The organism is Microbacterium pratiae (assembly GCF_047302165.1).
Taxonomy (GTDB): domain Bacteria; phylum Actinomycetota; class Actinomycetes; order Actinomycetales; family Microbacteriaceae; genus Microbacterium.
On record NZ_CP154843.1, the window covers coordinates 1,526,898 to 1,539,500 of the forward strand.

Here is a 12,603-nt window from a genome sequence, read left to right on the forward strand (position 1 = left end):
ATGACCTCTGCCGCGCCGGTGTGCTCTCGGGCACGCTGGAACCATGACCACGAGAGCGAGCGCACCGACCGTCGTGCGCGGCCTGACCAAGAGATACGGCGACGTGACGGCCGTCGACGACGTGAGCTTCGACGTGCCCGCCGGTGGTGTCTTCGCGTTCCTCGGGACGAACGGGGCCGGCAAGTCGACGACCATCGGGGCCCTCACGACGGTGATCGAGCCCGACGCCGGGCAGCTCGAGGTCGCCGGCCACGACGTGCGGGCCGAGGGCGACGCCGTACGGCGGGCGATCGGGGTCGTGTTCCAGGACTCGCTGCTCGACGCCGCGCTCACCGTCCGCGAGAACCTGACGGTTCGCGCCCGGCCGTACCTCGGTTCGGCCGCGGCGATCCGGGATCGCATCGAGCGTCTCGCCGACATCATCGACCTGGGCGAGTTCATCGACCGCCGCTACGGCCGGCTCTCGGGCGGCCAGCGTCGCCGCGCCGACATCGCACGCGCACTGCTGCACGACCCGGAGATCGTCTTCCTGGACGAGCCGACGACGGGACTCGACCCGGCGAGCCGGCAGATGGTGTGGCGGACGATCCACGAGCTCCGCGAGCGGGTGGGACTCACCGTCTTCCTCACGACCCACTACCTGGAGGAGACGGAGGAGGCCGATCAGGTGTGCATCATCGACCGCGGGCGCATCGTCGCCGACGGGACACCGGCGCAGCTGCGCGCGCGGTACAGCTCCAGCATCCTGTCGCTCGTCACGGCTGAGGGCGACGAGCGCATCCCGGTGGCGGATGCCGCGGAGGCGCGGAGGATCCTCGCCGATCGGGGTGACGCGGTGCTCGACTTCGAGTTCCGGCACGGCCGCATGGACGACGTCTTCCTCGCTCTGACCGGCCACACCACGACGGGGGAGGGAGCGCGATGAAGACCGTGCGGGCCTATGTCGGGCGCAACCTCCGGCTGTTCTACCGAGACCCGCTCGGTGTCTTCTTCTCGCTCACCGGTGCGCTCGTGGTGTTCCTCCTCTACGCCCTGTTCCTCGGGCAGATGCAGGTCGATTCGCTCGCGGCGACCCCGGGGTTCGACGCCGACGCGGCCCGCGATTTCGTCGACTCGTGGATGTTCGCCGGCGTCGTCGCCGTCGCGGCGGTCACGACGCCGCTCGGCGCGCTGTCGACGTTCGTCGAGGATGCCGCGACCGGACGGTTCCGCGACTTCCTCGTCTCTCCCGTGCGTCGCGCGCAGCTCGTGCTCGGCTATCTCGGGTCGGCGTTCATCATCGGCCTGATCACGACCCTGATCGTGCTCGTCGTGGCCCTGGCATACCTCGGGTTGACCGGTGGCACCCTCCCCGACGCCGGTCAGATCACCCGCATCGTGTTGTGGACCGTCCTGTCGGTGGCGGCGTACACCGCGCTCTGGGCGTTCGTGGTCTCGTTCCTCCGCACCAGCGGGTCGTACTCGGGGCTCTCGACGCTCGTGGGAACCCTGACGGGCTTCGTCGCGGGGGCCTACATCCCCGTCGGCTCGTTCCCCGATGCGGTACGGGATGCCGTCGGCGTCCTTCCGTTCGCCCAGTCGGCGATGCTCGTCCGACGCGAGTTCGCGGTCGATCCGCTCGATCGCCTCGCCGGCGGCGCGCCGGGCGCGGTCGACGAGCTGAGCCGCGTCTACGGTCTCGATCTGCAGGTGGGTTCGGCGACCGTTCCGGTCTGGGTCGCCGCGGTGGTCCTGGCCGTGGTGGCCGTCGCGTTCACGGTGCTCGCAGCCGCCCGTATCCGCGCCCGCATCCGCTGAGGGCAGGATGGTGTCGTGATCAGTCGCAGCTGGGTGGATGTCGCCCTCGGTGTCGTGCTCGCCCTCGGCGTCGGCATCCTGATCGTCGGCGGGTCGACCGATCGGCTGCCCTGGGCGGTCGCGGGTCTCGTGCTGCTGGTCGTCGCGTATCTGGTCGCGCGCCCCACGGCAGGCGACGAGGACGCCCGGCGATTCACTGTGTTCACCGTCGTCGCGACGGTGGCGATGGCCGCGATGTCGTTCGCCGACGCATCCCTGTCGACGATGCAGGTGATCGTCTACCCCCTCGTGTGGATCTTCGCGCCGCTCCGGCGCGACGGCGTGACCGGCTCGATCGCGATCGGCGCGGGACTCTTCGTCGGATACGCCGGTGGCTACGCATTCGTCCCCGAGGTCGTCGCGCAGGGCGCAGCGGTCGCGGTGCTCTCGGTAGCGTTCTCGATCGCGATGGGGTGGTGGATCTCGGCGATCGCCGCATACGGAACGGAGCGCGCGCGTCTGCTCGACGAGCTGTCTCGGGCACAGCAGCAGGTCGCGGCCCTCAGCCGCGACAAGGGCGCGGCCGACGAGCGGGAGCACTTGGCCCGCGAGATCCACGACACGCTCGCTCAGACCCTCGCCGGGATCGTCATGCTCGCCGAACAGGCCGGGCGGCGTTCCCACGCCGGTGACACCGACGGCGCAGCGGCGGCGGTCCAGCGTCTCGAGGTCGCGGCCCGCGACGCGCTGGGCGAGGCGCGCGCCATCGTCGCGCGGACCGCCGCCGTCCCGGCCGACCCCGTTCTCGCTGCCGCGGTCGAACGGCTCGCCGAGCGGTTCCGCGCCGACACCGGGTTGGAGATCTCGGTCGTCGACACGGCCTCCGGGGTCGACCGCGAGACGCAGGTCGTTGCACTGCGCTGCCTCCAGGAGGCGCTGGCGAACGTGCGCAAGCATGCGGGAGCGGCGCGCGTCACCGTGTCGCTCTCACGCGAGGATGACGGCGCCCTCCGACTGGCCGTCGAGGACGACGGGCGCGGGTTCGACGTCGCGTCGCCCCGCACCGGTTACGGCCTCGACGGCATGAGCGATCGGGTGGCCCTCGCCGGCGGAACCGTCGAGGTCGCCGCTGCGGCGGGTGCCGGGACGACTCTCACGGTCCGGCTGCCCGCGTCGCAGGGAACACCTGTCGCGGGCGCCTCCCTGGCGGTGCCGGCATGATCCGTCTGCTGATCGCCGACGACCATCCGGTCGTCCGCTCGGGCCTCGCGGGTCTGCTCGCCGACGAGCCGGGCTTCGACGTGATCGCCGAGGCCGCCGACGGAGCCGAGGCCGTCCGGCTCACCGCCGAGCTGCGCCCCGACGTCATCCTCATGGATCTGCGGATGCCGATGCTCGACGGTGTCGCCGCAACGGCTCGCATCGTAGCGGCGCGCGAAGGCAGCTCGGGGCCGCGGGTGCTGATCCTCACGACCTACGAGAGCGATGACCAGATCCTCGCGGCCATCGAGGCCGGAGCCAGCGGCTATCTGCTGAAGGCGGCGCCGCGGGAGGAGATCGTGGCCGGCATCCGGTCGGTCGCCGCCGGGCAGACGGCGCTCTCGCCGGCCGTCGCGGTGCGGTTGGTGGAACGGATGCGGCAGCCCGAGGCCGCGGCATCCGCTCTCACTCCACGCGAGACCGACGTGCTGCGTCTCGTCGCGGCCGGACACGGCAACAAGCAGATCGCGGTGCAGCTGGGGATCGGCGAGTCGACGGTGAAGACGCACCTGCTCCGCGTCTACGACAAGCTCGGCGTCGACAGCCGGACCCGTGCCGTGACCCTCGCGCTGGAGCGCGGCCTGCTTCCCTGACCCTGCTCTCTCGTCTCCCCGTCGACTCGCCAAGAAACGCGGATCCGGTGGGGTCGGGATTCGCAGTTCACGGCGAGTCGACGAACGTTATGCGGGGCTGTCGTAGCGTGGGGAGGATCGGGGCAGGGGGAGGGATATATGCGGATGCGGATGCGGACCGCGCTGGCCACGGGAGCGGCGGGGGCGGCGGTGGTGCTGTCGCTCGCGGGGTGCGCGTCCATCCCGCTCGGGCCGCCGCCCGTCCGTGAGGTCGCGACCGTGGCGGAGACGATGTCGTGCCCGGACCCGATGCTCAACCCGCTCTCCGGCGCGGGTCTCGTCCCTGACGGCTTCGAGGTCGTCGCGGTGCTGGAGTGCGCCAACGGCGTGACGCGCGAGGATGCCGACGGCGTCATCGCCGGCAACGAGGTGCGGCGCTACGAAGGTGATCTCACCGAGTTCCTCGACGCGATGGCGGCACCCAGCGATCCCGGGCCGGCGGCCGTCTGCCCCGCCGTCGGATACGCGTTCCGCGCGATCTGGGCGACCGATGCGGCGGGCCGCTTCGTGCCGCTGTCGTTCCCGTCGACCGCGTGCGGCGGGCCCAAGGAGGACGAACCGCTCGCGGCTCTGGCTCGTCTCGAGGTCGTCGACCGTACCTTCTCAGCCGCCGAGCGCGTCGAACTGCGCGATGCGACGACGGCAGGCTGCGAGACGCGCGCGGATGTGGCCCCGCTTACGGTCCTCGGGTGGACGCCGCCCGAGACGCACCCGTCGGTCGACGTCGACCGCGCGCTGGCATGCGTCTACCAGGCTGATGCCCCCGATGCCCCGGACGACGCCGTCGGAACGCCGACCTTCACCGTCGAAGGAGGCCTGTTCGCGACTGCGTTCTCACTCGACGCCACTTCGGCGCATGAGGTTCTCACCGCGGCGGCCGGCCCTGCCGCGGCCCCGGCTTGCGGCGATGCGGCATCCCGATTCGTCGTGCTGCATCCGCGCACCGTGAAGAGCGCGGTGAACGCGCCGGTGACGGTCGAGCTCGACGGCTGCCAGCGCATCATCGGCACCGATTTCCAGGCCCGGCCCGCTCCTCCCGAGGTGGTCGCCCTCCTCGTCGACTCTCTCCCCGCCCCCTGACCCCGGCTCCTGCCCCGTCGACTTGCCAGGAACTGCGGATGTCTGGGGTTCGGGATCCGCGTTTCGTGGCGAGTCGACGGGGAGCTCGGAGCCTCAGAGGTATCTCGCGTAGGCGGGGAGGGTCAGGAACGCGGGGAAGTCGGAGCCCAGCGCGACCTCGCGGAACAGGGCCGCCGCGTCGTCGAAGCGGTCGCCGTCGCGGCGTTCGGCCTCGGCGAGCACGTCGTCGACGAGGCCATCGACCCAGGCGTGAGTGATGGGGGTGCCGTCATCCGTTGTGCGGTCCTGGTGGATCCACTGCCAGATCTGCGACCGGCTGATCTCGGCGGTCGCTGCATCCTCCATGAGGTCGTCGATCGCGACGGCGCCGATACCGCGCAGCCAGGCCTCGAGGTAGCGCACGGCGACCGACACGTTCGCGCGCACCCCGGCCGTCGTGATCGGCAGCCCGATGTGGCAGTCGATCAGCTCGGATGCCGCGACCTCGACGTCGTCGCGCTGCCGGTCGAGCTGGTTCGGGCGGTCGCCGAGCACGGCATCGAACTCTGTACGCGCAACGGGGATGAGGTCGGGGTGAGCGACCCAGGTCCCGTCGAAGCCGTCGCCTGCCTCGCGCCGCTTGTCGGCGGCGACCTTCTCGAATGCGGCGCGGGTGACCTCGGGGTTCCGGCGGTTCGGGATGAACGCGCTCATTCCGCCGATCGCGTGCGCGCCCCGCCGGTGGCAGGTCTTCACGAGCAGCTCGGTGTACGCGCGCATGAACGGCACGGTCATGGTCACAGCGCTGCGGTCGGGCAGCACGAATCGCGCTCCGCGGCCGCGGTAGTTCTTGATCATCGAGAAGATGTAGTCCCAGCGCCCGGCGTTGAGGCCGGCGCAGTGATCCCGGAGGGCGAAGAGGATCTCGTCCATCTCGAACGCCGCGGGAAGAGTCTCGATGAGCACGGTGGCCCGGATGGTGCCGTGGTCCAGTCCGAGCCGGCGCTCGGTGAACGAGAACACGTCGTCCCACAGCTGCGCCTCCGCGCTCGACTCGAGCTTGGCGAGGTAGAAGTACGGCCCGCGACCGTCGTCGACCAGCCGCACGGCGTTGTGGAACGCGTACAGCCCGAAGTCGACCAGTGACCCGGAGGCGTCGAGCGTGCGACCGGTGCGATCGGTGTAGGCGAGGTGCTTCTCGGTGAGGTGCCAGCCGCGCGGGCGCATGACGATCGTCGGGGTGCGCGCGGCGGTGACGGCGTAGCGCCGCCCGTCGGGACCGGTGTGCTCGAGCTCGCCGCGGATCGCGTCGCGCAGCGACAGCTGCCCGCCGATGACGTTGCGCCAGGTCGGCGAGGTCGCGTCCTCCTGATCGGCGAGCCATACCCGGGCCCCCGAGTTCAGCGCGTTGATCGTCATCTTGGGGTCGGTGGGGCCCGTGATCTCGACGCGGCGGTCTTCGAGGCCGGGCCCGGCGCCCGCGACCCGCCACGAGTCGTCGTCGCGGATGTGCGCGGTGTCGCTGCGGAATGAGGGGTCGGCCCCGTTGCCGATCTCGAAGCGGCGCCGCATCCGATCGGCGAGGCGGTCGTGTCGTCTTCCTGCGAACCGGTCGTGCAGCGCGGCGACGAAGTCGAGGGCGTCGGGGGTGAGGATCTCGTCGAATCGCGGATGCATCTCGCCGCGCACCTCGATCGCGGGGTCGTGCGTCTGCACGGCGACGGGTCCCGTCCAGGTGCGTCGCCGGCGCTGAGTCTGTGTCTCTGTCATGGTGTCTGCGATGGTCATGGTCTCGTCTCCTGTGGTCTTTCCCGTCGACTCGCCGGAAGATGCGGATGCCGGGGGTGCCGGATCGGCATTCTGTGGCGAGTCGACGGGGGAGGGGATGGGTTAGAACTGGGATGCCTCGGTCGATCCGGCCAAGGCGAGGGTGGCGCTGTCGGGGTTGAGCGCCGTCGAGAGGGCGTCGAAGTAGCCGGTGCCGGCTTCGCGCTGGTGGCGCGTGGCGGTGTAGCCGTGCGCCTCGGCGTCGAACTCCGCCTGCTGCAGCTCGACGTACGCGCTCATGGCGCGGTCCGCGTAGCCTCGGGCGAGCTCGAACATCGAGTGATTGAGGGCGTGGAAGCCGGCCAGGGTGATGAACTGGAACCGGTAGCCCAGCTCGGCCAGCTCGGCCTGGAACGTCGCGATCTCCGCGTCGCCGAGGTGCCGCTTCCAGTTGAAGCTGGGTGAGCAGTTGTACGCGAGCAGCTTGCCGGGATGCTCGGCGTGGACGGCGGCGGCGAACTCGCGCGCCAGCTCGATGTCGGGCTCGCCGGTCTCGACCCACAGCAGGTCCGCGTAGGGCGCGAACGCCAGGCCTCGTGCGATGACCGGTTCGATCCCGGCACGTGTGCGGTAGAACCCCTCGCTCGTGCGCTCGCCGGTGAGGAATGGGCGGTCGCGCTCGTCCACGTCGCTCGTGATGAGGTCGGCGCCCAGCGCGTCGGTGCGAGCGATGACGATCGCGGGAACCCCCGCGACATCCCCCGCCAGCCGCGCGGCGTTGAGCGTGCGGATGTGCTGGGCCGTCGGCACCAGCACCTTGCCGCCGAGGTGGCCGCACTTCTTCTCGCTCGCGAGCTGGTCCTCCCAATGGGTGCCGGCGGCGCCGGCGGCGATGAGGGATGCCGCGAGCTCGTAGGCGTTCAGCGGGCCGCCGAACCCCGCCTCTCCGTCGGCGACGATCGGGGCGAGCCAGTCGCGCGTGCGGCTGCCCTCGGCGTGCTCGATCTGGTCCTGGCGCAGCAGCGCGTTGGTGATGCGCCGGACGACGGCGGGCACCGAGTTGGCGGGGTACAGGCTCTGGTCGGGGTAGGTCTGCCCGGCGAGGTTGGCGTCGGCGGCGACCTGCCATCCGGAGAGGTAGATCGCTTTCAGGCCGGCACGCACCTGCTGGACGGCCTGGCCTCCCGTGTACGCGCCCAGAGCGCGGACGTACTCCTCGGTGTGGAGGAGGTTCCACAGCGACTCCGCGCCGCGACGCGCAAGGGTCGCGTCCTCCCGCACGGAGCCCCGGAGCCGGATGACGTCGTCTGCACTGAAGGTGCGCTCGATGCCGTCCCAGCGCGGGTCGTTCTGCCACAGCTCCTCGAGCTCGGCGGCGGTCTGGGTCTGGTCGCCGGGCCGCAGCGGACCCGGAGCGGGAATCGTGGTCATCTCGGTCTCCTTCGTCGGAACGGGCTGCTCTGCCCGTCGTGGAGACCACTGTGGGCGAACTTGTCCGCACGCCCCCGGCGCCCTCGGAGAGAAGATCGCCCGATCTTCTGCTTTCGTGACAGAATCCCGCCATGACGCGCGAGGATGCCGCCGCCGGTGCCGGACCGGCGCTCGACGATGAGGACATGGACGCCTTCACGATCGGTCGCCGCATCCGGCAGATCCGGACCGGGCGGGGGATGACCCTCGACGACCTCGCCGCCGCGGTCGGACGTGCGCCGAGCCAGCTCTCGATGATCGAGAACGGCCGTCGCGAGCCGAAGCTGTCACTGCTGCGCACGATCGCCCGCGCACTCGGGACCTCGCTCGATGCGCTGCTCGAATCGGAAGAGCTCGATCCTCGTGCCGCCCTCGAGATCGAGGTGGCACGGGCGATGGCGGGTCCGACGTTCCGCAGCGCCGGGATCACGCCTTTCCGCATCCCGCGCGGCGTGCCCGACGAGGTGCTGCGCGCGCTTCTCGCACTGCAGGGCGAGATCGAGCGGCTGCACGACGAACGCGCGGCGACGCCCGAAGAGGCCAGGCGCGCCAACGTCGCCCTGCGCCGCCGCATGCGCAGGCAGAACAACTACTTCCCCGAGCTCGAGCAGCGGGCACGCGAGCTGCTCGCGGCGGTCGGGCACCCGGGCGGCCCCGTGACGCAGCGGACGGCCAGCGACATCGCGGGGCACCTCGGCTTCAGCATCCATCACGTCGCGGATCTGCCGCAGACGACCCGCAGCGTCGCCGACCTCGTCAACGGCCGGCTCTACCTCTCGAGTCGACTCGCCGCCGCCACGCCGGCCGATCCCCGGACGGCGGTGCTGCAGGCGCTGTCGAGCCGCGTGCTCGGGCACACCGAGCCGACCAGCTACGACGAGTTCCTGAGGCAGCGGGTCGAGACCAACTACCTCACGGGGGCGCTGCTGATCCCCGAAGCGGATGCCGCGCCCGCCCTGCGCGAGGCGAAGGAGCGGCGCGCGATCTCGATCGAGGATCTGCGCGACGCGTACTCGGTGTCGTATGAGACGGCGGCGCACCGGTTCACGAATCTGGCGACCGAGCATCTCGGCATCCCGGTGCATTTCCTCAAGGTGCACGAGTCGGGCACGATCACGAAGGCCTACGAGAACGACGACGTCGACTTCCCGACCGATCGCCTCGGCGCCATCGAGGGTCAGCTGTGCTGCCGGGAGTGGACGAGCCGCACGGTGTTCGACGTCGACGACCGGTTCAACCCGTACTACCAGTACACCGACACCGGCAACGGCACCTACTGGTGCACGGCTCGTGTCGAGCATTCGAGCGAGGGCGCGCACTCGGTGAGCGTCGGCGTGCGGTTCGACGACACGAAGTGGTTCCTCGGGCGCGACACGACCCACCGCGGCGTGTCGCGGCACTCGGTCGACGTCTGCTGCCGACGGGCACCGGCAGACCTCGAGGAGCGGTGGCGCTCCGCCGCCTGGCCGAACGTGAAGACGCCGCGCACGCTGCTCGCGACCCTGCCGACCGGTGCGTTCCCGGGCGTCGACACGACCGACCTCTACGCGTTCCTGGAGGCGCACGCCCCGTCCTGACGTCTTCCGTCGACTCGCCAGAAACGGTGGATGCGGCGGGGCCCGGATCCGCATTTCGTGGCGAGTCGACGGGGGAGAAGAGCGCCCGGGGTCAGGGGGAGAGGCGGAGCGCGGTCCAGACGGCGGCGCGGTCGGCGAAGGTCGACAGGTCACGGCCGAGCAGGCGCTGGGCGAGGGCGATGCGCGTACGGACGGTATGCCGGTGCACTCCGAGGGCGCGCGCCGTCGACTCGTGGGCGCCGTCGTGGTCGAGCCAGGCGACGAGCGTTGCCTCGAGTGCCGTGCCGTGCCGGGCATCGTGGGCCCGGAGAGGCGCGAGCTCCGCACCGGCGCGGGCTCGCGAGGGGGCCGTCGCGAGGTCGTCGAGCAGATCGCCCGGAGCATCGACGACGTCGGTCGCCACCCCCGGTCGGCCGCGGTCGCGCGCGAGTCGGGCTCGATCGCGGGCGGACGTCACGTCGTCGTCCGCCGCGGCTGCGGCGGTTCCGAGCCGCCACGTCAGTCGCGCGGCGATGTCGTCGAGCACCCGACGCTCGGATGCCGCGACGATGAGGAGCACGCCGTCCTCATCGCGTCCGTAGAAGAGCCCGCCCGCCGCGGCGTGGTTGTCGAGCACCTCGCGGGCGCCCGTCGGCGCATGCGCATCGGCCACCGCGACGACATAGGGCGCGGCGGGGAAGCCGCCCCACGCGTCGGTGGCGACACGTCGCGCGAGCGCGAGGTGACCGTCGGCCAGAAGGTCGACGAGGGCTGCACGCAGTCCGCTCCACGCGCCGGCGGTCATCCGGCGCTGCTCGAGAGCGAGACCGGTCATCGCGACCACGGCGGTGACCACGGCGCGGGCATCCTGGTCGAGCTCCCAGCCCGCGATGACGAGGACCCCCTGCTTGCCGCCCGAGCCGAGAGTCTGCAGCGTCACCGGGTGCCCCGCCAGCCGCATCGCAGCGCCGGTTCCGCCGCCCCGTCGCAGGAGCGCCGCCGCCTCAGCATCGACGGCGCGGCGCAGCTCCGGGTCGACCACGAGCCCGCCGGGCGCGTGCTCGTGCGTCAGCGTGCCCGAGGCGTCGTAGAGATCGACCCACGCGCCGAGCTGACGCGCGAGCTCGGCGAGCGTCGCGTCGAAGCCGTCGGGGCGCAATGCGGCGATCGAGAGGGCTCGCTGGGCGTCGAGCGCCCAGCTGCGACGGGCGTACGCCTGTGCTGCGATGGCCTCGGCGGCTGCTCGCGCGACGGCGATGAACGGCGTCCGGTAGGGAACCTCGAACAGCGGCATGCCCGCCGCGCTGCAGGCGACCCGCAGGGAATCGGGGATGCCGTCGCGCACGACCTCGGTGCCGAAACCGAGTCCCCTCACGCCGCGAGCCCGAAGCCGGTCGACATACGCCTCGGCTTCGGCGCCCGCATCGGCGTCGGGATCGAACTGCGTGCCGGTCGTGAGCAGGACGACGTCCTCCGAGAGGAAGGGGGTCGGGTCGGTCAGGTCGGAACTGTGCACCCAGCGCACGGGCGCGTCGAGGCTGGGGTCGTCGGCGGGTGTCGCGAGTCGCAGCTCGAGCTCGCGTCGGGCCAGCAGCGCGCGGATCGTCGGTGACGGGGGAGGGGCGGCGGGCATCGGCATCCTGTACATGCTGGCGATAAGAGGTGCGCTCACTGTACAACCCGGTGAATGCGGGTTGTGCGCACGCGTTTTACTGTCGCGGAATGAGCACCTCGACCTCGACGCCGACCATCCCCCTCGGCGGCCCGACCCTCCCGCAGGAGCGCCGCGTCGTCACCGCGATTCCCGGACCCCGTTCCGAGGAGCTGCTGGCCCGCAAGGCCGCCGCCGTTCCGGCCGGTGTCGGCCACACGGCCCCGATCCATGCCGTGGCCGCGGGTGGCGGGGTCGTCGTCGACGCCGACGGGAACTCGCTCATCGACCTCGGCTCGGGCATCGCCGTGACCTCGGTCGGCAACGCGCACCCCGCGGTCGTCGCCGCGGTCCAGGCGCAGGTGGCCCAGTTCACCCACACCTGCTTCATGATCTCCCCCTACGAGTCGTACGTCGCCGTCGCCGAAGCGCTGAACCGCCTCACCCCCGGCGATCACGAGAAGAAGACCGCGCTGTTCAACTCAGGCGCCGAGGCGGTCGAGAACGCCGTGAAGATCGCGCGCAAGGCGACGGGCCGACCCGCGGTCGTCGCGTTCGACCACGGCTACCACGGCCGGACGAACCTCACGATGGCGCTCACCGCGAAGTCGATGCCGTACAAAAGCGGGTTCGGGCCTTTCGCCCCCGAGGTGTACCGCGCGCCGCTGTCGTATCCGTTCCGCGACGGCCTGTCGGGTCAGGATGCCGCGGCGCGGGCGATCTCGCAGATCGAGAAGCAGATCGGCGCCGACAACCTGGCGGCGGTCATCATCGAGCCCATCCAGGGCGAGGGCGGCTTCATCGTGCCCGCCGACGGGTTCCTGCCCGCGATCGCCGACTGGTGCCGCGAGAACGGCGTCGTGTTCATCGCCGATGAGGTGCAGACCGGGTTCGCGCGCACCGGCGCGATGTTCGCCAGCGAGCACTTCGGCATCGTCCCCGACCTCATCACGACCGCGAAGGGCATCGCGGCCGGGCTGCCGCTCGCCGCCGTGACCGGGCGCGCCGACCTCATGGACGCCTCTCACCCCGGCGGCCTCGGCGGCACCTACGGCGGCAACCCGGTCGCCTGCGCCGCGGCGCTCGCCTCGATCGACGCCTTCGAGAACGACGGCCTGATCGAGCGCGCGCAGGAGATCGGAACACTGCTGAAGGCGCGGCTCGATGCGCTTCGCGAGACCGACCCCCGTATCGGCGACGTGCGCGGGCTCGGCGCGATGATCGCCGCCGAGTTCGTCGATCCGGTCACCGGCGCTCCCGATGCCGCCCTGACGTCTGCTGTCGCGAAGGCCTGCATCGCCGAGGGTGTCATCGTGCTGACGTGCGGCACGTTCGGCAACGTCATCCGCTTCCTGCCGCCGCTCTCGATCGGCGACGATCTGCTCGGCGAGGGCCTCGACGTCGTCGCCGCAGCACTCGGGCGGGTCTGAGC

The 12,603-nt window shown here is 71.4% G+C and carries 10 protein-coding genes; 7 read left to right on the forward strand and 3 right to left on the reverse strand.

From position 1 onward, the window contains the following. The first annotated feature begins 43 nt into the window (after nt 1-43). The 5 genes from AA0Y20_RS07125 to AA0Y20_RS07145 all read left to right on the forward strand — a co-directional run bounded on the left by AA0Y20_RS07125 (nt 44) and on the right by AA0Y20_RS07145 (nt 4,748). Nucleotides 44-925, forward strand: coding sequence for an ABC transporter ATP-binding protein (locus AA0Y20_RS07125; protein WP_412938355.1), 882 nt, complete (start codon nt 44-46; stop codon nt 923-925). After that, on the forward strand, nt 922-1,797 hold the full coding sequence (locus tag AA0Y20_RS07130) for an ABC transporter permease (RefSeq protein WP_412938357.1): 876 nt from the start codon (nt 922-924) through the stop codon (nt 1,795-1,797). The genes AA0Y20_RS07125 and AA0Y20_RS07130 overlap by 4 nt, the downstream gene beginning before the upstream one ends. A gap of 15 nt (nt 1,798-1,812) precedes the next feature. Beyond that, on the forward strand, nt 1,813-2,997 hold the full coding sequence (locus AA0Y20_RS07135; RefSeq protein WP_412938358.1) for a sensor histidine kinase: 1,185 nt from the start codon (nt 1,813-1,815) through the stop codon (nt 2,995-2,997). Continuing rightward, nucleotides 2,994-3,629, forward strand: a complete 636-nt coding sequence (locus AA0Y20_RS07140) for a response regulator (RefSeq protein ID WP_412938359.1) — start codon at nt 2,994-2,996, stop codon at nt 3,627-3,629. Before AA0Y20_RS07135 ends, AA0Y20_RS07140 begins: the two co-directional genes overlap by 4 nt. 144 nt (nt 3,630-3,773) lie before the next feature. Then, a complete protein-coding gene (locus AA0Y20_RS07145; protein ID WP_412938361.1) occupies nt 3,774-4,748 on the forward strand; it encodes a hypothetical protein in 975 nt (324 codons plus the stop codon). Between the two features lie 93 nt (nt 4,749-4,841). Here the strand turns inward: AA0Y20_RS07145 and aceB are convergent, their stop codons facing one another. Together aceB and aceA are read right to left on the reverse strand one after the other, a co-directional pair. After that, the gene (gene aceB / locus AA0Y20_RS07150; protein ID WP_412938363.1) at nt 4,842-6,497 is read right to left on the reverse strand and encodes a malate synthase A; all 1,656 of its coding nucleotides are present in this window, start codon (nt 6,495-6,497) and stop codon (nt 4,842-4,844) included. A gap of 120 nt (nt 6,498-6,617) precedes the next feature. Continuing rightward, nucleotides 6,618-7,925: an isocitrate lyase gene (aceA, locus tag AA0Y20_RS07155; RefSeq protein WP_412938364.1), complete on the reverse strand. Its 1,308-nt coding sequence runs from the start codon at nt 7,923-7,925 to the stop codon at nt 6,618-6,620. Nucleotides 7,926-8,056: 131 nt separating this feature from the next. On the opposite strand from aceA, the gene AA0Y20_RS07160 reads away from it, so the two are divergent. After that, nucleotides 8,057-9,541, forward strand: a complete 1,485-nt coding sequence (locus AA0Y20_RS07160) for a helix-turn-helix domain-containing protein (RefSeq protein ID WP_412938365.1) — start codon at nt 8,057-8,059, stop codon at nt 9,539-9,541. Between the two features lie 91 nt (nt 9,542-9,632). On the opposite strand, the gene AA0Y20_RS07165 is transcribed toward AA0Y20_RS07160, so the two are convergent. Continuing rightward, nucleotides 9,633-11,159: a PucR family transcriptional regulator gene (locus tag AA0Y20_RS07165; protein WP_413332356.1), complete on the reverse strand. Its 1,527-nt coding sequence runs from the start codon at nt 11,157-11,159 to the stop codon at nt 9,633-9,635. 83 nt (nt 11,160-11,242) lie between these two features. Here AA0Y20_RS07165 and gabT point away from each other — a divergent pair, with 83 nt between their 5' ends. Further along, nucleotides 11,243-12,601, forward strand: a complete 1,359-nt coding sequence (gene gabT, locus AA0Y20_RS07170; RefSeq protein WP_412938367.1) for a 4-aminobutyrate--2-oxoglutarate transaminase — start codon at nt 11,243-11,245, stop codon at nt 12,599-12,601. Nucleotides 12,602-12,603 lie beyond the last annotated feature (2 nt).

Excerpts from the sequence above, each read along its gene's own strand:
- AA0Y20_RS07130 (WP_412938357.1), top strand. The coding sequence starts at position 922 with ATGAAGACCGTGCGGGCCTATGTCGGGCGCAACCTCCGGCTGTTCTAC.
- aceB (WP_412938363.1), bottom strand. The coding sequence starts at position 6,497 with ATGACAGAGACACAGACTCAGCGCCGGCGACGCACCTGGACGGGACCC.
- aceA (WP_412938364.1), bottom strand. The coding sequence starts at position 7,925 with ATGACCACGATTCCCGCTCCGGGTCCGCTGCGGCCCGGCGACCAGACC.
- AA0Y20_RS07145 (WP_412938361.1), top strand. The coding sequence starts at position 3,774 with ATGCGGATGCGGACCGCGCTGGCCACGGGAGCGGCGGGGGCGGCGGTG.
- AA0Y20_RS07160 (WP_412938365.1), top strand. The coding sequence starts at position 8,057 with ATGACGCGCGAGGATGCCGCCGCCGGTGCCGGACCGGCGCTCGACGAT.
- gabT (WP_412938367.1), top strand. The coding sequence starts at position 11,243 with ATGAGCACCTCGACCTCGACGCCGACCATCCCCCTCGGCGGCCCGACC.
- AA0Y20_RS07140 (WP_412938359.1), top strand. The coding sequence starts at position 2,994 with ATGATCCGTCTGCTGATCGCCGACGACCATCCGGTCGTCCGCTCGGGC.
- AA0Y20_RS07165 (WP_413332356.1), bottom strand. The coding sequence starts at position 11,159 with ATGCCGATGCCCGCCGCCCCTCCCCCGTCACCGACGATCCGCGCGCTG.
- AA0Y20_RS07125 (WP_412938355.1), top strand. The coding sequence starts at position 44 with ATGACCACGAGAGCGAGCGCACCGACCGTCGTGCGCGGCCTGACCAAG.